This window comes from Actinoplanes sp. NPDC051859, from assembly GCF_044452725.1.
Lineage (GTDB): Bacteria > Actinomycetota > Actinomycetes > Mycobacteriales > Micromonosporaceae > Actinoplanes.
Genome location: NZ_JBITBX010000003.1, coordinates 300,534 through 321,570 on the forward strand (window position 1 = coordinate 300,534; position 21,037 = coordinate 321,570).

The 21,037-nt window shown below is 70.2% G+C and carries 18 protein-coding genes; 13 read left to right on the forward strand and 5 right to left on the reverse strand.

Annotated features, from left to right (window positions below; translation table 11 throughout):
* Positions 1-103: 103 nt before the first annotated feature.
* Together ACIA1L_RS09355 and ACIA1L_RS09360 are read left to right on the forward strand one after the other, a co-directional pair.
* Positions 104-667 carry a hypothetical protein gene (locus tag ACIA1L_RS09355; protein ID WP_396072106.1) on the forward strand — a complete coding sequence of 188 codons (564 nt, stop codon included), beginning with the start codon at positions 104-106 and terminating at the stop codon, positions 665-667.
* Positions 667-918, forward strand: coding sequence for a hypothetical protein (locus tag ACIA1L_RS09360; protein ID WP_396072107.1), 252 nt, complete (start codon positions 667-669; stop codon positions 916-918). The genes ACIA1L_RS09355 and ACIA1L_RS09360 overlap by 1 nt, the downstream gene beginning before the upstream one ends.
* On the opposite strand, the gene ACIA1L_RS09365 is transcribed toward ACIA1L_RS09360, so the two are convergent.
* From ACIA1L_RS09365 to ACIA1L_RS09380, 4 genes are all read right to left on the reverse strand, one after another.
* On the reverse strand, positions 915-1,970 hold the full coding sequence (locus ACIA1L_RS09365) for a glycoside hydrolase family 6 protein (protein ID WP_396072108.1): 1,056 nt from the start codon (positions 1,968-1,970) through the stop codon (positions 915-917). The genes ACIA1L_RS09360 and ACIA1L_RS09365 overlap by 4 nt on opposite strands.
* The gene (locus ACIA1L_RS09370) at positions 1,970-3,919 is read right to left on the reverse strand and encodes a galactose oxidase-like domain-containing protein (RefSeq protein WP_396072109.1); all 1,950 of its coding nucleotides are present in this window, start codon (positions 3,917-3,919) and stop codon (positions 1,970-1,972) included. Before ACIA1L_RS09370 ends, ACIA1L_RS09365 begins: the two co-directional genes overlap by 1 nt.
* Positions 3,916-5,703 (reverse strand): glycosyltransferase family 2 protein, encoded by a 1,788-nt coding sequence (locus ACIA1L_RS09375; protein ID WP_396072110.1) that lies wholly within the window; start codon positions 5,701-5,703, stop codon positions 3,916-3,918. Before ACIA1L_RS09375 ends, ACIA1L_RS09370 begins: the two co-directional genes overlap by 4 nt.
* A gap of 73 nt (positions 5,704-5,776) precedes the next feature.
* On the reverse strand, positions 5,777-7,558 hold the full coding sequence (locus ACIA1L_RS09380) for a hydrogenase maturation protein (protein WP_396072111.1): 1,782 nt from the start codon (positions 7,556-7,558) through the stop codon (positions 5,777-5,779).
* 192 nt (positions 7,559-7,750) lie between these two features.
* Between ACIA1L_RS09380 and mfd the strand changes: the two genes are divergently transcribed.
* The 4 genes from mfd to ACIA1L_RS09400 are packed head-to-tail and all read left to right on the forward strand — an operon-like array spanning position 7,751 to position 14,811.
* Positions 7,751-11,386, forward strand: a complete 3,636-nt coding sequence (mfd, locus tag ACIA1L_RS09385) for a transcription-repair coupling factor (RefSeq protein WP_396072112.1) — start codon at positions 7,751-7,753, stop codon at positions 11,384-11,386.
* 7 nt (positions 11,387-11,393) lie between these two features.
* Positions 11,394-12,179 carry a hypothetical protein gene (locus ACIA1L_RS09390; RefSeq protein ID WP_396072113.1) on the forward strand — a complete coding sequence of 262 codons (786 nt, stop codon included), beginning with the start codon at positions 11,394-11,396 and terminating at the stop codon, positions 12,177-12,179.
* A complete protein-coding gene (locus ACIA1L_RS09395; RefSeq protein ID WP_396072114.1) occupies positions 12,179-13,141 on the forward strand; it encodes a nucleoside triphosphate pyrophosphohydrolase in 963 nt (320 codons plus the stop codon). Before ACIA1L_RS09390 ends, ACIA1L_RS09395 begins: the two co-directional genes overlap by 1 nt.
* Positions 13,142-13,194: 53 nt before the next feature.
* The gene (locus ACIA1L_RS09400) at positions 13,195-14,811 is read left to right on the forward strand and encodes a DUF885 domain-containing protein (RefSeq protein ID WP_396072115.1); all 1,617 of its coding nucleotides are present in this window, start codon (positions 13,195-13,197) and stop codon (positions 14,809-14,811) included.
* 4 nt (positions 14,812-14,815) lie between these two features.
* On the opposite strand, the gene ACIA1L_RS09405 is transcribed toward ACIA1L_RS09400, so the two are convergent.
* Positions 14,816-15,433, reverse strand: coding sequence for a hypothetical protein (locus ACIA1L_RS09405; protein ID WP_396072116.1), 618 nt, complete (start codon positions 15,431-15,433; stop codon positions 14,816-14,818).
* Positions 15,434-15,603: 170 nt separating this feature from the next.
* On the opposite strand from ACIA1L_RS09405, the gene eno reads away from it, so the two are divergent.
* From eno to ACIA1L_RS09440, 7 genes are all read left to right on the forward strand, one after another.
* On the forward strand, positions 15,604-16,887 hold the full coding sequence (eno, locus tag ACIA1L_RS09410) for a phosphopyruvate hydratase (protein WP_396072117.1): 1,284 nt from the start codon (positions 15,604-15,606) through the stop codon (positions 16,885-16,887).
* A gap of 112 nt (positions 16,888-16,999) precedes the next feature.
* Positions 17,000-17,626 carry a septum formation initiator family protein gene (locus ACIA1L_RS09415; protein ID WP_396072118.1) on the forward strand — a complete coding sequence of 209 codons (627 nt, stop codon included), beginning with the start codon at positions 17,000-17,002 and terminating at the stop codon, positions 17,624-17,626.
* Complete coding sequence (locus ACIA1L_RS09420) at positions 17,623-18,123, forward strand: DUF501 domain-containing protein (RefSeq protein ID WP_396072119.1); 501 nt, start codon at positions 17,623-17,625, stop codon at positions 18,121-18,123. Before ACIA1L_RS09415 ends, ACIA1L_RS09420 begins: the two co-directional genes overlap by 4 nt.
* A 6-nt stretch (positions 18,124-18,129) precedes the next feature.
* On the forward strand, positions 18,130-18,633 hold the full coding sequence (locus tag ACIA1L_RS09425) for an amino-acid N-acetyltransferase (RefSeq protein WP_396072120.1): 504 nt from the start codon (positions 18,130-18,132) through the stop codon (positions 18,631-18,633).
* Between the two features lie 9 nt (positions 18,634-18,642).
* The gene (locus ACIA1L_RS09430) at positions 18,643-19,548 is read left to right on the forward strand and encodes an exopolyphosphatase (RefSeq protein WP_396072121.1); all 906 of its coding nucleotides are present in this window, start codon (positions 18,643-18,645) and stop codon (positions 19,546-19,548) included.
* Between the two features lie 69 nt (positions 19,549-19,617).
* Positions 19,618-19,947, forward strand: a complete 330-nt coding sequence (locus ACIA1L_RS09435) for a PadR family transcriptional regulator (RefSeq protein ID WP_396072122.1) — start codon at positions 19,618-19,620, stop codon at positions 19,945-19,947.
* Positions 19,944-21,011, forward strand: coding sequence for an HAAS signaling domain-containing protein (locus ACIA1L_RS09440; protein WP_396072124.1), 1,068 nt, complete (start codon positions 19,944-19,946; stop codon positions 21,009-21,011). Before ACIA1L_RS09435 ends, ACIA1L_RS09440 begins: the two co-directional genes overlap by 4 nt.
* The last annotated feature ends 26 nt before the right edge of the window (positions 21,012-21,037 follow it).

Here is a 21,037-nt window from a genome sequence, read left to right on the forward strand (position 1 = left end):
GCGGCGCCCGTCGCCGGCATCAGTAGATCCCGGTATTCCGGGTGCTCGGCGGGGTGTGGGAGGGCATACTCGGGCGCTGATTGGCGCACGGGAGGGAGCGACGGTGGCTATCGAGTGGGAGGCGCGCGTCAATAGGAGGCTGACCGTCGCCGATGTTGTCGAGCAGACGGAGAGGTTTCTCGCCGACCTGCTTCCCGTCCCCGGGCGGTCATTCACCGTGAGTATCCATGAGGCGACGGCGGAACGGCTCCGTGGCGGCACGAGTCGGCCGGTAGTCGATGCGGAGCTGACGACGGTCCGCGATCCCTTCGGCGCTGTGGAATCGCGTTCGTGTGACCTGGTCTTCGAGATTCTCGAACTGGAGGCCGCGGCCTTCGTCCACCTGGCGGAGCACATACCGCGCGATGCGGATCCGGAGACTGGAATGTTCGCGTTCGTGTCCTCTTCACGGACGAATGTGTCGCAGGTGCTGAGCATTGCTACCGTCGCCGCGTTCGCCAAGTGTGGTGACAGTGAGGTAGTCGACGACTCACTTCGTTTCGGTGAGTCGCGGTGCGTGCCGCCGGACCGGCTCGTGAAGAAGCTGGCCGCCGATGGCGCTGTGAGCACAGTGGAGGATGCCGCCGTCAGCGTTCTCCGGAAAACAAGGTTGCGGAGCGACTTGTGATGCGGACGATCCGGTTCGACGGCCTGGATGTCGAAGTCATCGATGCCGAGACGCCCACGGAGCGATCTATCGAGTTCAGCTATGTGAATGACGCGGGAAAGCAGGTGCGGTTCGCCGTCGCCATCCCGGACGACAGCGGTTGGTCGGCCGCACGGTTCATGATTGATCCGCAGGGTGGTGACGTGTCTGCAGCGGTGGCAGCCGAAGCCATCCAGGTCGCCCGGGAGATGGTCGAACGCGATCAGGGCTAGCGGGCGAGGCCCAGCGCGTACTCGGGCCACCACTGGCCTGCGGCGGGTGCGCCGTTGCCACACGCGCCGTCGGATTCGCCGGGGCGTTTGATCCACAGGTACGCGTCGGCGAGCGGCACCCCCGTCCGCGTGCTGGGCGGATCCCCGAGAGATCGACCCGGTGGGTTGCACCAGTGCTCGTTCCCCGCACCCTTGCGGGCCGGCCCGTTGCCGTTGCGACTCGTGTCCACCACGAAGTGCGCGCCGCCCAGTAACGCGGACAGCTTGCTGCCGTACAGAACGTTGTCGGCGGTGGTTTCGAAGTTGGCGACGTTGAGGGCGAAGCCGGAGGCGCGGCCGATCCCGGCGATACGCAGGGCCGCGGTCATCCGGGACGGGTCGGTAAGCCACGTCGGGTTACCCGCGTCCAGATAGACCGACACGTCCGGGTTGGCGCGCAGTGCGCCGATCGCCTCGGCCAGCAGGCTGTACCGCTCGCGAGTGGCGCGGTCGTCGAGGCAACCTTCGACCGCCTGGGGGATCGCGTCCGGTTCGAGCACGATCAGGGCCCGATGGCCGTGCAGGGCGGACGCGATGGCGCGTACCCAAGATCGGTAGGCCGTGGCGTCGGCCGCGCCGCCCGCGGATTGGCCGGCGCAGTCGCGGTCGGGGATGTAGTAGAGGGTGAGGACCGGCAGTTTGCCGGCGGCGGTCGCGGCCGTGACGAGTTGCCGGGCGCGCTGGGCGTAGCCGGCGTTGGCGTCGGCGAACCAGGTGGCGACGGGCCGGTCCGCGATGCGTCGGATGATCGCGGCGTCGGCTTTGCGGCCGGCGGCTTCCCAGGCGCGCACCTGGTTGGCGGCCGCGCCGGTGGGGTCCACATAGAGCTGGCGGCCGACAATGCCGCGGGACGCCTCGGGTGCTGGCTCGCGGACGGCGGCGGCGGGTCCGGTCACGACGGGGGAGTCCGTGCCGCGCGCGGACAGGGACACGATGCCGGCGAGGACCGCGATCAGGGACAGGCCCGCGGCGACCAGGGGCCGCCGGCGGGATCGCATGGCGTGGCGGGACATCAGCGGACCTGGATCCAGCGGCCGGTGGACGGGACGCCCTTGCCGTCGACGAGGAAGAGCATGTACCAACCAGAAGGAACAAGACCTTTTGCCTTGGGTACGGACAAAGCGAGCCCTCCGGTCGCCGGGGTGATGTCGAGTGCCACCGAGCGTTGGTCCACATCGGTCACGTGGGTGACGGCGCTGGGGCGGACCAGGCGGGCGGTGCGGATCCGGGCGGCGTCCGGGGTGGCGACCGCGAAGGTGGTGCCGCGCTGGACCGCCTCCGGGTTGCGGCCGATCGTGGGTCGCTGACCTTTGAACAGGTACGGCGGGGAGTACACCTCGATGCGCTGCTCGAACGTGCCGGGGTTGCGGCCGTCGGTGTCGTAGAGGGGGTCGGAGCCGAGGGTGATGACCCGGCCGTCGGGCAGCAGCAGCGCCTCCGAGTGGTAGTTGCGGCCGACGTTCGACTCGGCGGCGGTCTCGAATTTTCCGCTGGTGGTGCGGAAGATCTGGGCGTTGTGAAGGTCGCTGCGGGTCTGGTTGCCGTACCGTCCGCCGCGGTAGCCGGAGGAGCCGCCGGTGGTGAAGACCGAGTCGTCGGGCAGGACCACGGTGCTCAGGTAGCGGGCGGGCTGTGGCAGGTTCGGGCCGGCGGTGTAGGCCGGGTTGGGGGCGTCCAGGTCGGCGATGGCGGTCCGTGCGGTGGACACCGGGGACTCACCGACCTCACCGCCACCGAAGATCATGACGCGTTGGTCCTGCGCCGGCGGCAGCAGCACCGACGAACTGGTTTCCGTCATGTGGCCGTCCTGGAGACCCGGCACCTCGCGGAAGCTGTTGTTGCGCAGGTTCCACAGGCCGGGCGTACGGCCTTCGGTGTCCGAGCCGTAGCCCGCGTTGGAGCCGGAGAAGAACAGCTTGCCGTTCGCCATCAGGTGCAGCGACGGGTACGTGGGGAAGACCCGCTTGAGCTCCGGGGCGTCGACCCAGCGCTTCTGGTCGCGGACGTAGCGTTCGTTGTCGCCGGGCAGCATCCGGCCGAACTCGTCGAGGCCGGAGACGGCGAGCACGTCGCCGCTGGGCAGTTCGGCGAGCGTGGGGTACCAGCGGCTTTTCACCATGTCGCCGGTGCGGACGTAGCGCTCGGTGCGGGGGTCGAACTCGTAGGAGGTTTTGTCGCCGCCGTACTCCTGCTTCTCCCGGGTGATCTTGTCGGAGAGGCCGTAGATGTTGCGGGTGTCCGCGCCGCTGAGACCTGCCACGGCGTACTGGGCCGGGTGGTCGACGACGGGGGCGGTGCCCTCCTGGACGGCGTCCACCCAGACTTCGGCCTCACCAGCGTGGGTCATGACCTTGCCGCCGTGGTTCATCGCGCGGGCGGCGGGGACGGTCAGGTCGGCGCGCGTACGGTATTCGGTGCCGTCCTGGGCGACCAGCGTGGTGCCCTTCGGGAAGACGCGCGGACCGCCGGCCGGCGACTCGTTCTTGATCTTCATGACGCCGGCGGCGTGGGTGATGTCCTTCTCCAGCACCTCGTACGACTTGGTGCCGCCCGCGACCAGCAGGTTGCCGTTGGGCAGGAAGGTGTGCCCGGCGCAGAACACGTCGGTGGGTGTGGGCACCTCGGCGAACGAGTCCTGCGCGGGGTCGTAGAGCACCGTACGGAAGCTGCCGGCCTCGAAGTTGTCCCGGTTGTTGCCGCTGCCCGCGATGATCAGCACCTTACCGGTGTGCAGCAGCGCGGCGTGGATCGCGTTGACCCGGAAGCCGTCCGGCACCGGCAGCCGCGACCAGTGGCCGTGCTTTTCCTTGTAGGACTGCCGGTTGATGGTGAAGTCGCGGTACGCGTCCGCGCCGAAGGCGACCATCGGCCGATTCACGAACACGAGCACGCTCAGGACCACGATGGCGATCCCGGCGCTCAGGAGGCGGCGGGGCGTCGAGGTGCGGGGGCGGGGCTTCATGCGTACGTCTCCACGGGTTGGTCCTGCTCGGTTTGCCGCGCGGGCGCCGGTGCGGCCCGGCGGCGTTGCCATTCCTGCGCCGCCCAGATGGCGGGCGGGGTGAGACAGATGACGAGGTTGAGGGTCGGCCACACCCACATGGCGCCGTGCACGTGGCCGCCGATCGGCGCGGCGATCAGCAGCGCGACATAGAACGCGGCCCAGCGCAGGCTGTGCCCGAAGGTCAGCAGCCGGTCCGGGCTGGCCGAGTCGCCCTTGGGGGTGACCACGAATCCGGTGCGGCGGCGCAGGATCGCGCTGATGAATGACGACACGTAGATCGGTGTAGACAATGTGGACACCACCATGCCGGTCAGTCCGGAGGAGCCGGCTTCCTCGTGCGGGCTGGTGTTGTGCCGTCGGTTCCAGACGTAGAGGCCGACCTGGAAGAGGGCCGCGTCGACGTAGAGCATCAGCCACACCTCCTGCGGCACCTGGACGCCTTTCGCGCCGAGCACCAGATAGCAGGTGGCGTTGACCGCGCCGAGGATCCACGCCAGCGCGGTCAGCGGGTAGTACGACATCAGCAGCAGGTAGTGCAGGCCCCGGCGTGGGCCGAGCCGCCACGCGAGCTTGGCGAACGACGTCACGGCGACCTCGTTCGTGCCGCGCGACCAGCGGTCCTGCTGGCTGAAATAGTCGGTCCACGAGGACGGACCCTCGCCGGTCGCGAGGACGTCCGGCGTGTAGACCGAGCGCCAGCGCTGACCGGTCTCCGGGTTCTTGGCGCTGTGCAGCACCAGGCTGGTCGCCATGTCCTCGGTGATCGAGTCCTGCAGGCCGCCGATGCTGCGCAGCGCCGCGATCCGGACGGCGTTGTTGGTGCCGACCAGCATCGAGACGCCGAGTCGGTTCCCGGCGCGCTGCAGCAGCGAATGGAAGAGGTACTGCTGCGACTCGGCCCAGCGGGTGACGACATTGTCGTAGTTGCCGTAGATCTGCGGGCCGACCACGAACGCCACGTCCGGATCCCGGAAGTAGCCGAGCAGCCGCTCGCAGAAGTTCGGCAGTGGCACGTGGTCCGGGTCCACCGACACGAACACGTCGTATCCGTCGCCCTGCGCGTCGACCCAGGCGTTGTAGTTGCCGTGCTTGGTCTTCGCCTTGAAGGCGCCGGTCGGTGTGTTCCAGTGCAGCTTTCCCTTGCGGGAGAAGTGCTTCACGCCGATCCGCGAACACATCCGGCGGACCTCGTCGTCGTCGCCCTCGTCGAGCAACCACACCTCGTACTGGCCGGGATGGCGGATGGCGCGGGCCGCGCGCAGGGTGCGTTCCACCATGGCGACCGGTTCCTTGCCGGGCACGATCGTGGTGAGGAAGGCGACCCGCAGGCCGGCATCCGGGACCATCGGCACCGGGTCCCTGGCCCACAGCGTGGCAAGGCACAGCGTGACCACGTTGACGAGGCGGAACAGCTCGATCAGGGCGGTCGCCACGATCATGAAGAGGGTGGCCGCGTACAGCCACGCGTGCAGGCCGCGGTGGGGCAGCTCGATCGAGGTGAGCAGCCAGGTGAAGAACGTGCCCTCGAAGGCGAACGCGAACAGCGTGATGAGCACGGTCGCGAACGGGCGACGCCGGGCCAGCGGGCTCATCACGACCGGGTGCGGGCCGTCGACGTTCTCCGCGGGGCCGGCCAGCACGCTGTAACCCGAGTACTCGTACCGGCCCGGCATGGCGACTGTCGGTGCGTGCAGCACGGCAGCAAGGGCGGGGTCCGCCGGAGGGCGTGCGGGATCGCTCATCGACGTCCTCTCACATCGAGGGCAGGGCAGAAGACCGGGCGGCGTGCGTCCGGTGGGAAGAGTGCCTACGCCGTCAGGCAGACAGCGGCGTGGCGGACCGCAGGCGCGGGTGCTGCTCACCGGCGGGCGTACGCGGGCGGCCGACCTGCCGCGGCCGGGTGGCGTTCTGCGGTGCCGGAGACGTCAACAGGAACCGGTCCGGTGCGGGGATACGGACCTTGCCGACGAATGCCCGCCGAGCGGCCGCGAACCCCGACCGGTCGCCGAACATGTCCGCGCTCATTTCGGCCAGCTCGCGCGACTCGTACACGTCCAGCGGCACCCGGTCGCCGGCGAGCCGCTTCACCTTGGCCGCGCGGCGTCGGCCGGCGGTCCGCGGGTCGGCATGCCGCGTCGCGAGGGCGGTCAGCCACTCGGCGTACGCCTCGGGGTGCCGCGGGCCGACCTCGTCGACCAGGCCCAACGACGCCGCCTCGGTGGCGCTGACCGGCAGCTTCGCGTCAATGAGCCGCTGTGCGGTCTCCGCGCCGACCCGCCGCGGCAACGTGTACGTGTGCAGCTCCGAGCCGTACAGACCCATGTCGTAGTACGGGTTCAGCACCACGCCGTCGCGGGCGGCCACCACGTCGGCGCCCAGGCCGAGCATGGCCCCGCCGGCTCCGGCGCTGCCCGCGTACGCGGAAATGACGACCTGTCGGGTGCAGCGGATCAGGGCCTTGCACACCTCGTTGATCGCCTTGATGTTGGCCCAGGCGGAGGCGGCCGGGTCGGCGGCGGCTTCCGCCACGTTGAGGTGGATGCCGTTGCTGAACGAGTCGGTGCCGCCGCGCAGCACGAGCACCCGGGTGTCCTGCCCGGCGGCGTGCCGGAACGCGGCGAGCAGCCGCCGGCAGTGCCCGGCGGACATCGCTCCGTTGTAGAAGTCGAACGCCAGCCAGCCGATCGGGCCGGAGCGTCGGTAGCGGATCTGCCGGTAGGACGGCGCTTCGGGTTCGATGCCGGCGGGCAGCGGGGACTGCGGCACCGTGCGCAGCCGGCGTCCGAGCAGCGCGGTGGCGGGCAGTTTGCAGCTGCCGGGTTCGGTCGCGTCGCGCAGATGTCCCAGCCAGATGCTGCCGTCGCCGGTGCCCACCAGCACCGCACCCTGCCGCCGCGCCGCGATGGCACCGGGCCGTACGCCGCGGGCCAGGCCGGGGTGCGCGTCGTAGGCGAATACCTCGAGGCCGGCGAGTTCGGTGCGGACGCCGGGAGCACCGTCGGCGGCCCGGATGCGCCGGACGATGTGCTCGGACGGCGCTGTCCAGTCGAACGCCCGGTCGGCCTGTTTCATGGCGGGCCGCGGCCGGGCGCCCTGCACCTCGACGGTCAGCTCGGTGGCGGCGGTGGGCCGGAACGCCGGGTCGGCGGCCTTGGCCACGACCTCGAGGGCGCACTCCAGGGCCGCGTCGGCGACCGGGCCGTTGTAGAGGGAGGATTTGCGCGGGGCGGCGGGCATGCCGAACGTCCGGGTGGCCCAGATCGGACCGGCGTCCATCTCCTCGACGGCCTGCAACGCGGTGACGCCCCAGGCGGGGGCGCCTTCGGTGATGGCCCAGTCGAGGGAAGACGGCCCACGGTCACCGACCGGTCCGGGGTGCACGATCACGGTCCGCCAGCGCTGCCAGATCTCGGCGGGGACCCGGTCCTTCAGGTACGGGCACAGGATCAGCTCGGGCTGCGCCGCGTGCACACCGTCGATCATGTCCCGGGCACTGGTGGCGTGCAGCACGCCGACCTCGTGACCGGCCTCCCGCAGCGCGCACCACACGCGCTGACTCAGGCCGTTGAACGCGGACACGAGCAGCAGGACACGCACATTGCCTCCCCAGACAATTCCCCCCCAGCAACAAACGGGCAGTCTTGACCACCTGTTTGGCGCTATGTCGGACATGTTGTCCGATAGCGGTCCGTCGCGCCGGGACTGTCGGTCGGCGGACTAAGCTGGGGGCATACCCCCCGTCCAACTGGCGTCGGGGTTTTTCGATGTGCCTGCGGAAGAGTCTTTTTGATGCAACTCAGTGGCCTCGTTCCCGCCGCCCTGCGTGACCGCGGGCTGTCCCGAGCCCGCGACCTGGCCCGCAAGGGCGGGGTCGACTCAGATGCGCTCGACCTCACCGCGCCCGCCTCGCTGCGCCCGTTCGTCGTCGCCGCGGTCGCCGGGCCGGCGGACATCGGCGGCGCCGGCCGGCCCGTGCTCGCGATCACCGCGACCAGCCGGGAAGCCGACGACCTTGCCGACGCGCTGGGCTGCCTGATCACCAGCGACAACGTCGCCGTCTACCCGTCCTGGGAGACGCTGCCGCACGAACGCCTCTCGCCGCGCTCCGACACCGTCGGGCGTCGGCTCGCCGTGCTCCGCCGCCTCGCACACCCCGGCGACGAGCCGCTGCAGGTCGTCGTCGCGCCCGTCCGCTCCCTGCTCCAGCCGCAGCTCAAGGGCCTCGGCGACCTCGAGCCGGTCGAGCTGCGCCCCGGCGGCGAAGCCGAGCTCGAAGACGTCGCCCGCAAGCTCGCCGACATGGCGTACGCCCGGGTCGACCTGGTCACCAAGCGTGGCGAGTTCGCCGTCCGCGGCGGCATCCTGGACGTCTTCCCGCCCACCGACGAACACCCGTCCCGGGTCGAGTTCTGGGGCGACGAGGTCGAGGAGATCCGCACCTTCGCGGTCGCCGACCAGCGCACGATCGACCCGGCCGACCGGCTCTTCGCGCCGCCCTGCCGTGAGCTGCTGCTCACCCCGCAGGTCCGCGCCCGCGCCGCCGAGCTGGCCGAGCAGCACCCCGAGATCGCCGAGATCCTGGACAAGCTCGCCGAGGGCATCCCGGTCGAGGGCATGGAGTCACTGGCCCCGGCGCTGCTGCAGGGCACCGACAGCATGGAGTTGCTGATCGATTGCATGCCCGCCGGCACGCACGTGCTGCTCTGCGACCCCGAGCGGATCCGGACCCGGGCCCATGACCTGACCCGGACCTCCGACGAATTCCTGGAGGCCAGCTGGGCCGCGGCCGCCGTGGGCGGCCAGGCGCCGATCGACGTCGGCGCCGCCGCGTTCCGCACCCTGGCCGACGTGCGCGCGCAGGCCGCGACGCTGCGCCAGTCCTGGTGGACGGTATCGCCGTTCGGTCTGGTCGAAGCCGAGGCCGAGCAGTCGGCCAACGATCAGCCCTGGCTGGACACCGCGCCGGCGGTCGAGGTCAGTCCCGACCTCGGGGACGCCGTCGCCCTCAAAGCCCAGCCGGTGCCGCTCTATCACGGTGACACCGCCAAACTCGCCGCCGACCTGCAGCAGTGGACCGTCGCCGGGTGGTCCGTCGCGCTCGTGTTCGAAGGCAACGGCACCGCGCAACGGGCCACCGAGCTGCTGCGTGACGCCGGCCTGGGCGTCACCCCCGTCGACTCGATCAGCGGCGCGATCGAGCCCGGCCAGCTGCTCGTCACCTGCGGCGGCCTCAACCACGGGTTCGTCGACGAGGGCTCCCAGCTCGCCGTCATCACCGGCAACGACATCAGCGGCGGCCGCGGCGCGTCCACCAAGGACATGCGCAAGATGCCGTCCCGGCGACGCAACACCATCGACCCGCTCGAGCTCAAGCCCGGCGACCACGTCGTGCACGAGCAGCACGGCATCGGCCGCTACGTCGAGCTGGTCCAGCGCAAGGTCAACGGCGCCGACCGCGAATACCTGGTCATCGAGTACGCCCCCAGCAAGCGCGGCCAACCCGGCGACCGCCTCTTCGTCCCCACCGACCAGCTCGACCAGCTCTCCCGCTACGTCGGCGGCGAGGCGCCCACGCTGCACAAGATGGGCGGCTCCGACTGGCAGAAGAGCAAGGCCCGGGCCAAGAAGGCGGTCAAGGAGATCGCCGCCCAGCTCATCCAGCTGTACGCCGCCCGCCAGGCCTCGAAGGGGCACTCCTTCGGCCCGGACACCCCGTGGCAGCGTGAGCTGGAGGACGCTTTCCCGTACACCGAGACGCCCGACCAGATGGCCGCGATCATCGAGGTCAAGCACGACATGGAGTTGCAGGTCCCGATGGACCGGCTGATCTGCGGCGACGTCGGCTACGGCAAGACCGAGATCGCTGTCCGGGCCGCGTTCAAGGCGGTGCAGGACGGTAAGCAGGTCGCCGTGCTGGTGCCGACCACGCTGCTCGCCCAGCAGCACTTCAACACGTTCACCGAGCGGATGAGTCAGTTCCCGGTGCAGATCAAGCAGCTGTCCCGGTTCCAGACGGCGAAGGAAACCACGCTCACCCTGGAAGAAGCGGCCGCCGGCACCGTCGACATCGTCATCGGTACGCACCGGCTGCTGGCGAACTCGACCCGGTTCAAGAACCTCGGCCTGATCATCGTGGACGAGGAGCAGCGTTTCGGCGTCGAGCACAAGGAACAGCTCAAGGCCCTGCGCGCGGCGGTCGACGTGCTCACCATGTCCGCCACGCCGATCCCGCGGACCCTGGAGATGGCGATCACCGGCATCCGCGAGATGTCGACCATCGCCACGCCACCCGAAGAACGACACCCCGTCCTCACGTACGTGGGCGCGCACGACGACAAGCAGGTGGCCGCGTCCATCCACCGTGAGCTGCTGCGCGACGGTCAGGTGTTCTACCTGCACAACCGGGTCGAGTCGATCGACCGGACCGCCCGCAAACTGCGCGAGCTGGTGCCCGAGGCGCGGGTCGCGGTGGCGCACGGCCAGATGAGCGAGGAACAGCTCGAGAAGGTGATGGTCGGCTTCTGGGAGAAGGAGTTCGACGTCCTGGTCTGCACGACCATCGTCGAGTCCGGCATCGACATCCCCAACGCCAACACGCTCATCGTCGAGCGGGCCGACCTGCTCGGCCTGGCCCAGCTGCACCAGATCCGTGGGCGGGTCGGTCGAGGCCGGGAGCGCGCGTACGCGTACTTCCTCTACCCGCGGGAGAAGCCGCTCACCGAGCACGCCCATGAGCGGCTCGCCACCATCGCACAGCACACCGAGCTCGGCGCCGGCATGTACGTCGCCATGAAGGACCTCGAGATCCGCGGCGCCGGCAACCTGCTCGGCGGCGAACAGTCCGGCCACATCGAGGGCGTCGGCTTCGACCTCTACGTCCGCATGGTCGGCGAGGCCGTGTCGGCGTTCAAGGGCGAGCGGCCCGAGGAGGAGCCCGAGGTCAAGATCGACCTGCCGATCGACGCACACCTGCCCACCGACTACATCGGCGTCGAGCGGTTGCGCCTGGAGATGTACCGCAAGCTGGCCGAAGCCCGCGACAGCGCCCGCCTGGACGAGGTGGTCGCCGAGATGACCGACCGGTACGGCGAACCCACCGAACCCGTCGCCAACCTCATCGCGGTCGCCCGGTTCCGCCTCGTAGCCCGGGCGTACGGCCTCACCGACGTCTCCATGCAGGGCAAGCACCTGCGGTTCTCGCCGCTGCCGCTGCCCGACTCCAAGCAGCTGCGGCTCAAGCGCTACCACCCGGACTCGGTCTACAAACAGGCGAACGACCAGGTCAGCGTGCCGCGGCCGAGCACTCGCCGGGTCGGCGGCGAGCCGCTGCGCGACCTGGCACTGCTGCAATGGTGCACCCAGCTCCTCAAGGACGTCTTAGGTGACATTTCCGCCCCCGTGGCGGGCGTCACTACCGGAGCGTGAGAGAGTCATGACCATGCAGCGTGCCCGCCGACTCGCATCCACCGCCGTCGTCGCCGTCCTCGCCGTCGCCGGCCTCACCGCCTGCCAGCAGTCGCCCGACGTGGCTGTCTACAGCGCGGGGGGCAAGATCACCCAAGAGCGGGTGCAGGGAATCTACGACCAGGTGCAGGACCAGCTCGTCGCCGAGCGGAAGAAGGCTCAGGAGCAGGCCGAGGCGGCCGGCACCGAGGCGCTGCCGCAGCCGGTCATGCCGTTCAAGCAGCAGGACGTGCTGAACACGCTGATCAGCGTCGACATCCTGCGTAAGTCGGCGAAGGCGCACGGCGTGCAGCCGGCCGCCGCCCCGACCGTCGAGCAGGTGGCCCAGGCCCGCAACTACTCGCCCGCCTGGGAATACACCCAGCTCTTCGCGGAGACGTACCGGCTGCGGACCGCGTTGCAGGCTGCCGTCCCGCCGGCCACGCTCACCGACGCCGACATGCGCGACGTCTACACCCGGCTGGTCCAGGGCGGTGCCGCCGACCCGAACATCAAGTTCGAGGAGTTCAGCAGCACACTCTCCGCCGAGAACAAGGCGCTCCTCCAGTCGTACGTCTCCCTGCGGACCGAGCTCGGCGAGATCGTCAAGAACGACAAGCTCAAGATCAACCCGCGGTACGGCAACCAGGAAATCGTGCTCCTGTCCGCCCAGGGCGGCGACGGCAAAGAGGTGCCGCTGGTCGTGCTCCGGCTCGGCGACGAAGCCGGCGACGCGTACGTCACGGACGTCTCCGCCGTCACCACCGTGGCCTGATGCCGCACGGCCGCATCGTCCTGCTCGTCACCTCCCCGCGGCTGCCGGCCGGAATCCTGACCGCTGCCGCGTGGGACCTGCTCCGCGCCTTCCCGGTGCTGGCCGCGGCCGAGAGCGACCAGGCCACCGCCCTACGCGCGGCCGGCATTGCGGTCACCGTGGTGGAGCCCGACCCCGAGCAGCCCATCGCGCTGCTCGCCGAGCACGGCACAGTCGTGTGGCTGGCCGGCGCAGCCGGTGACGAAGACTTCGCCCGGCGGCTCGGGCTGCGGCTCGCCCGCGAACCCGCCCTCGCCGAGCTGGAGCTCTGCTACGGCTCCTGGGATCCGCCCGGCGCCCGCCTGCTCGACGCCGTCGCCGTCATAGACCGGCTCGCCTCACCCGGCGGCGACCCGTGGAAACGCCAGCAGACTCACCAGAGCCTCGCGCCGTACCTGCTCGAAGAGGCGTACGAGGCGTACGACGCGATCGTCTCGGCCGACCTCGGCGCACTCCGCGAAGAACTGGGCGACGTGCTGCTCCAGGTCGTGTTGCACGCGCGGCTGGCCGAGGACCTGGCCGAGGACGAGCGCTGGACGGTCGATGACGTGGCGGGCGACCTGGTGGACAAGATGGTCCGCCGCAACCCGCACGTCTTCGCGGGCGAGGCCGTCGACGGCGTCGAGGCGATCACGGCCAACTGGGAGCGGATCAAGCGCGCGGAGAAGGAACGCGACTCCGTCCTGGACGGCATCGCCCTGAGTCAGCCCGCGCTGGCACTGGCCGCCAAGATCCTGCAGCGTACGGCCCGGGCCGGCCTCGACGTGCCGCTGCCCGAGGACGCCGAGCTCGGAGCAGCCTTGCTGCGTACGGTGGCGCAGGCCCGGGCTGACGGCCTGGACCCCGAAGCGTTGCTGCGCCAGGCGGCACTGACCTATGCCGACGCTGTTCGCGAGCAGGAAGAAGCCGGCTCGGCTTCCTAGCGCGCGCCGCGCGTGCCAGGAGAATGTCGCACTCAACGAGTAGATTTCGCTGCATGCCGGAGTTCGTTCCGCTCGCTGAGCGCATCGTCGACGCCATCCTGGACACCCACCCCGCCCTCGCCTCGTTCGCGGGTGACCACCGTGCCGATGACCGGCTGCCCGATCAGTCGCCGGGAGCGGTCGCCGAGCGGGTCGCCATGCTGCGCGACGCGGCCGACGCGCTGGCGGGGGTCGACCCGGACTCGTTCGCCCCGCAGGACCAGGTCGACCACGCCATTCTCGCCGCGATCGTCGAGCGGAACATGTTCGAGCTGACCGAGGTGCGGGAGCACGAGTGGGACCCGCTTGCCCACAACCCCGGCCCGCTGTTGCACACGTTGATCGCCCGCCCGTTCGCGCCGGTCGAGGAGCGTCTCACGGCGCTCGCCGGGCGGCTGACAGCAATTCCGGACGCGCTTGCCACCGCTCGGGCGGTGCTGCACGACGTGCCCCGGCTGCACGCCGAGGTCGCGATCGGCCAGTTCGCGGGAGCGGCAGCGCTGATTCGGGATGAGGTGCCCGCCCTGCTGGCCGACGCGCCCGGCCTGCGCGCCACGGTCGAGCCGGCAGCATCCGCCGCCCTGAGCGCGCTCGGCGAATTTGATGGGTGGCTCCGCGCCAGGGTCGACAGCGGTGAGCCCGGTCGCAACCCCCGACTGGGCCGGCCGCTGTGGGAAGCCCGGTTGTGGCACACCCTCGACACCGAGCTCCCCGCCGCCGAGGTCCTGTCCCGGGCCTGGCGCAACCTGGACGACGTGACCGCCCGGCTCCGCGAGGCAGCAGCCGAACTGGTCGGCGGTCCGGCCACCGACGACACCGTGCGGCAGGCCCTCGGCATCCTGGCCGACCAGCACCCGGACGGCGCCGGCATCGTGGACCTCGCCAAGGTGACCATGGCCGAGGCGACCGAGTTCGTCCGCGAGCATGATCTGCTGACCCTGCTGGACGACCCCTGCGTCATCGAGGAGATGCCGGAGTTCGCCCGCGGCGTCGCCGTGGCCTACTGCGACCCGCCGGGACCGCTGGAGACCGCGGACGTGCCGACCTTCTACTGCATCGCGCCGGCCCCCGCCGACTGGTCGCCGCAGCGGGTGGAGTCGTTCTACCGCGAATACAACAACCACATGCTGCGCAACCTGACCGTCCACGAGGCGATGCCGGGGCACTTCCTCCAGCTCGCCCACTCCCGCCGGTTCCGGTCCGCCACCCGAGCGCGGGCGTTGGGCTTCTCCGGGCCGTTCGTCGAGGGCTGGGCGGTCTACACCGAGGAGCTGATGGCCGCGCTGGGCTTCGGCGGTCTCCCGGTGCGCATCCAGCAGCTCAAGATGCAGCTGCGGATGAGCCTCAACGCGATCATCGACCAGCTCGTGCACTGCGAAGCGATGACCGAAGCCGACGGCATGGAGCTGATGCTCCACCGGGGCTTCCAGGAAGAGGGTGAGGCTGCGGGCAAGTGGAAGCGGGCGCTGCTCACCTCCACGCAGCTTTCCACCTACTTCGTCGGCTACACCGAGGTCGCGGCGATCGCGGCGGCCCGCCCGTTCGGCGCCACACCGAAGGCCTGGCACGACGCGATGCTCGCCCACGGCTCCCCGCCGCCGCGCCACCTCAGCTTCCTGCTGGGGGTGTGACGGCTCAGGCGCGGGTTCGGCTCAGCAACTGCTGCCGCATGACATAGCGGCGGATGATCCGCGCCAACGACTCGTCGATGGTGAACAGGGCGACCAGCTCGACGGACATCGGCCCGGGCGGCACCTGCTGCGGCAGCATCGCCACCCGGGACGCCATGGCGGGCACGTCCAGGATTTCGGTGCCGAGCTGCACCCAGAGGCGCAGCTCTTCGCCCTCGGCGATGTTCGTGCCCTCGAAGTGGGCGCGCAGGCTGTGCTCGCTGATGTCCCGGATCCAGCCGTGCGCCTCATCGCGGCCCGGGCGCCGCATGATGATCTGCTCGCCGCCTCCGCCGCGAACGAACTCGCGCTGCTGTTCGATCAGGGCCTCGCCGGCCGTCCGCACTTCCAGCCGGTTCTCGTCGGCCTCGACCACCGCGCAGGGCAGCGCGAACCGACCCCGAGGGGCAGCGGACCAGCGCAGCGTCACGGTGGCGCCCACCGGCGGCACCGCGGCGAGTGGCGCCGACAGGGTCAGGCCCGCGCTCTCCGCGTGAACCACGCGAACACGGGCGGCCTGCTCGTCGGCGTCGGTCATCTCGACATACGAGCCGGCATCGGGAAGGTGCGCGGGAGTAGTCATGGCAACTCCGGTGATCGGCAGCGCGGCGGCCGGCCTGAGGCAACTGACCACCGAACTTCCCCAGCCGCCGCCACGCGCGCGAGCGCGGCTCGATACCCTCAGGGTCGTGTCCGGCCCGCGGGGGCGCGGTCCGAGGAACCCATCCGTACGAACTTGAGGAGCCACGGCAGATGGCCACCATTGAAGCGATCGTCGCCCGGGAGATCCTCGACTCGCGGGGCAACCCGACCGTCGAGGTCGAGGTCGGGCTGGACGACGGCACGACCGCCAGCGCTGCCGTGCCGTCCGGCGCCTCCACCGGCGCGTTCGAGGCGGTCGAGCTGCGTGACGGCGACAAGGCCCGCTACCTCGGCAAAGGCGTCGAGAAGGCGGTCGCCAACGTCGAGGACAAGATCACCGACGAGATCATCGGGTACGAGGCCAGCGAGCAGCGCCTGATCGACACCAAGATGCTCGACCTCGACGGCACCGCGGACAAGTCCGAGCTGGGCGCCAACGCGATCCTCGGCGTCTCCCTTGCCGTCGCCAAGGCCGCCGCACGCAGTGCCGACCTGTCGCTGTTCCGCTACGTCGGCGGCCCGAACGCGCACCTGCTGCCCGTGCCGATGATGAACATCCTCAACGGTGGTGCGCACGCCGACTCGAACGTCGACGTGCAGGAGTTCATGATCGCTCCGATCGGCGCGCCCTCCTTCCGCGAGGCGCTGCGCTCCGGCGCCGAGGTCTACCACGCGCTCAAGTCGGTGCTGAAGAAGAAGGGCCTGTCGACCGGCCTGGGCGACGAGGGTGGCTTCGCCCCCAACCTGCCGTCGAACGCCTCCGCGCTGGACCTGATCGCCGAGGCCGTCCAGGCCGCCGGCTTCACCCTGGGCACCGACATCGTCTTCGCCATGGACGTTGCCGCGACCGAGTTCCACAAGGACGGCTCGTACGTCTTCGAGGGCTCGCCGAAGTCGACCGAGGAGATGATCAACTACTACGCGAAGCTCGCCGAGACGTACCCGATCGTCTCCATCGAGGACCCGCTCGACGAGAACGACTGGGCCGGCTGGACCGCGATGACCACGCAGCTCGGCGACAAGCTGCAGATCGTCGGCGACGACCTGTTCGTGACCAACCCCACCCGCATCGGTCGGGGCATCGCCGAGGGTGCCGCGAACGCCGTCCTCGTCAAGGTCAACCAGATCGGCTCGCTGACCGAGACGCTCGACGCGTGTGACCTGGCCCACCGCAACGGCTTCAAGACGATGATGAGCCACCGGTCCGGCGAGACCGAGGACACCACCATCGCTGACCTGGCCGTGGCCGTCGGCAGCGGACAGATCAAGACCGGTGCGCCGGCCCGCTCCGACCGGGTCGCCAAGTACAACCAGCTCCTGCGGATCGAGGAGGAGCTGGGCGACGCCGCGCGGTACGCCGGAGCGGGCGCGTTCCCGCGTTACCGCACCGCGTAACGCTCTGCCGTCGGATCATGGAGTTGTGGCGCCGCGTTCGGTGGGAATAGGGTCCAGCGAGCAGGTGCCGCAACTCCATGGTCTTGCGCGAGTGCCCGGGGGGAGGGCAGGGATGACGCAGCGCCGCACACCGAGTGGGCAGGGCCCCACCCGGCGGCCCACCGGACAAGCAGGACGTCCGGGGGTCCGCAGTGGCCGGCCTAGCCGGGCCCGTGACACCGGTGCCACCCGCATCGAGCCGCGCCGGGTCCCGCCCACCCGCACCACGGGCAGCGTGAACCGTTCCGGCAGCCGGCCCGCTGCGGCCCGCCGGGCCGCGTCCGCTGGCGCGACGAAACGAACGGTGGCGACCCGTCCGAAGGCCTTCACCGGCCGCGCGACCGTCCTGATCGTTGTCCTCATCGCGCTTGCCCTCGCCTACACCTATCCGGTCCGCATCTACCTCGCCCAGGAGTCCCAGATCGCGCAGATGCGTGCCGACCAGGCCGCGCAGCAGGCGAAGATCAAGGGCTTGGAGGAGGAGGTCGACAAGTGGAAGGACCCGGTCTACATCGGGATCCAGGCCCGCAGCCGACTGTTCTACGTCAAGCCGGGTGAGGCGCCGCTGCTGGTGCTGGAAGACCCGGTCGGTGCCGCCCGCGACGCAGGGCTCACCACGGCGCCCGGCCCCGACCGGTGGTACGACACACTGTGGGGCAGCGTCGCCGCCGCCAACGCAGAATCCGCGAAAGACAGATGACGACTCCTTCCCAGACCGATCTCGACACCGTCGCCCAGCAACTCGGCCGCCGCCCCCGCGGCACCCGCGCCGTCGCACACCGTTGCCCCTGCGGCAACCCCGACGTCGTGGAGACCGAGCCCCGGCTGGACGACGGCACCCCGTTTCCGACGATGTTCTACCTCACCTGCCCGCGTGCGACCGCAGCGTGCAGCCGGCTCGAGTCCGGCGGTGTGATGCGGGAGATGCAGGACCGCCTCGCCACCGACCCGGAGCTCGCCGAGCGCTACCAAGCGGCGCACGAGGACTACCTGGCCCGGCGCGAGTCGGCCCAGCACGTGCCGGAGATCGCGAAGATCTCGGCCGGTGGCATGCCTGACCGGGTCAAGTGCCTGCACGTCCACCTCGGCCACGCCCTGGCCGCGGGCCCGGGCGTCAACCCGTTCGGCGACGAGGTGCGAGAAGCCGTGGGTGAGTGGTGGGCCGGCGGCCCCTGCGTGCCCGCACAGGCCGGATAACGCCGGATGCCCATCGACGTACGCCGGGCCCGGACGACCGATGTGAAGACGATCCGGGCGCTCGTGGACGCGTACACGGCGGATCGACGGCTGCTCAGCAAGGCCACCGTCACGCTGTTCGAGAGCGTCCAGGAGTTCTGGGTCGCCGTGGACACCGAGCAGGACCGGGTCGTCGGCTGCGGGGCGCTGCACGTGATGTGGGAGGACCTGGCAGAGATCCGTACGGTCGCTGTCGACCCCGCCCACCGCGGCCGCAAGATCGGTCACCGCCTGGTCGCCGAGCTGCTGCAGGCCGCCCGTGAGATCGGCGTGGCCCGGGTCTTCTGTCTGACGTTTGAGACCCGCTTCTTCGGCGCTTTTGGCTTCACGGAGATCGACGGGGCGCCGGTGCCGCACGCCGTCTACGAGCAGCTGCTGCGCTCGTACGACGAGGGCGTTGCCGAATTTCTCGACCTCGAACGGGTGAAGCCGAATACGCTCGGCAACACGAGGATGTTGCTGCATCTATAGGAGCCCTGAGTGAGAGTCGCCGCCATCGACTGTGGCACCAACTCGATCCGCCTGCTCATCGCCGACGTGACCGGCGGCAAGCTCACCGACGTGGCTCGCCGGATGGAGATCGTCCGGCTGGGCGAGGGCGTCGATCGCACCGGGCAGCTCGCCCCGGAGGCCATCGAACGTACCCGCAAGGCGCTGCTGGGCTACGCGGCGGAGATCGCGGAGCTTGGCGTCGACCGGATCCGGATGTGTGCCACATCAGCCTCCCGGGACGCTTCGAACGCCGCGGAATTCCAGGCCATGGTGCGCGCGGTCCTGGGTGTGGATCCCGAAGTGATCACGGGGGACGAGGAAGCCCGGCTGTCCTTCACCGGCGCCCTGCACGGGCTGGACGCTGAGCCGCCCTACCTGGTCGTCGACATCGGCGGCGGCTCGACGGAGTTCGTGGTCGGGTTCCGCGAGGTGAAACACGCGATCTCGGTCGACATCGGCTGTGTCCGGATGACCGAGCGGCACCTGCACAGTGATCCGCCCACCCCGGCCGAGGTCGCGGCTGCGGAGAAGGACATCACCAAGGCTGTCGACAACGCTCTGCGGGCCGTGTCGGGTCACGGTGCGGCGACCCTGATCGGCCTGGCCGGTTCGGTCACCACGGTGGCGGCGCTCGCCCTGCACCTGCCCGAGTACGACGCCAAGCAGATCCATCACGCCCGCATCCACCGCGACGACGTGACCAAGGTGACGGCCGACATCCTCGGCTCCACAGTGGCTGACCGCCTCGACCTCTCAGCGATGCACCCGGGCCGCGCCGACGTCATCGGCGCCGGAGCTCTCATCCTGCGCATCATCATGGAGCGCGCCGGCAAGGCTTCCGTGATCGCCAGCGAGCACGACATCCTCGACGGCATCGCCTTCTCCCTGGCCTGACCGGCCGAGGTCGAAATCGCGCGCGCCGATCTTTGACACTACTTCGCATGGCGAAGTACTGTGCTCCGCGTGGATACCACCCAGCTTCTCAAGGGTGTCCTGGATCTTGCCGTGCTCGCCGCTCTGCGCGACGACGACGGCTATGGATACGACATCCTCCGCCGGTTACGCACCGCCGGACTCGCCGACGTCGGCGACGCCAGCGTCTATGGAACGCTGCGTCGGCTGTTCAACGCCGGCTTCCTGAACACGTATGTCGTGCCCAGCATCGAGGGGCCACATCGCAAGTACTACGCGCTGAACAGTGCCGGGCAGGCCGAACTGGACCGGTCGGGCAAGGTGTGGCACGGGTTCGCGGTGACGATGAACGAGCTGCTTGACGAGCGGGAGACGGCGTGAAACCCACGGCCCAGGACGAGATCACCGCGTACGTGTTCGCGGTCCGCGCAGCGCTCGGCGACCTGCCGGAAGCGCAGCGCGACGAGCTGCTGGAAGACCTGACCGCGCACCTCACCGAGGTCATGGCCGACGGCGAGGGCTCGCTCACCGAACGGCTGGGCAGCCCCGAGGCGTACGCCGCCGAGCTGCGCGGTGCTGCTCCCTTCGTGGGAGGTTTCCCCGATCCGCCGAGCGGTGGCCGGGTCCGCGTCCTCGCCGGGCTGCGGAACCAGGTCGCCCCGGCGCTGAGCGAGCACATCCTGCCGCCGCTGCGGTCGGCCGACGCCCGGTTCGGCAAGTTCGTCGGGTACGAGCGGGTCAGCGACTTCCTGCGCCTGCTCCGCCCGGGCTGGTGGGTGCTGCGCGGCTATCTGCTGGCGATGGTCGTCGCCATGATGGTCGACAACAGCGGGCAGCCGATGGGTCTGCTGCCCCGGATCGGCGGCAGTGCCCTGGTGGCGCTGCTGCTGCTCGGCGGCGCCGTGCTCGGCTCGATCTGGTTCGGCCGGCGCGGCCTGGAGCTGCGCCGCTGGTCGCGTCTCTCCCTGTACGCCGGCACGGCCGTGCTCGCCCTGGTGGCACTCGTCGGCTTCTTCGACGTCGACAGCACGACCCGTGGCTCCTACTTCCAGGACGTCAACAACTACACCGACCCGTACGGCAACGTGGAGGACGTCTTCGTCTATGACGAGCAGGGTCGGCTGGTGACCAACGCGCGTCTGTTCGACCAGAACGGCCAGCCGATCCACCTCGGTCACCCGTACTGCTGGGTCGACGAGAAGGAGGACGCCGACGGCTACAGCAGCGGATACAACGAGGAGAGGGAAGCCGGCGTGTATCCGTTCTGCCCCACCGCCGCGCCGTTCCGCATGCCGGGGGCTTCCCCCACGCCGGGGTCGTCGGAGTCACCTAAGCCCGAGGCGCCGGGTTCGTCCGAGAAGGCGAAGCCCGAGTCGCCGAAGCCGTCCGCCGAGCCCGAGGCTCCGGCGAAGCCCGCCGCGCCGTCGCCGTCCGCGGGGCGCTGACGCCGCTCTGAATCGTTGCTCCTCGG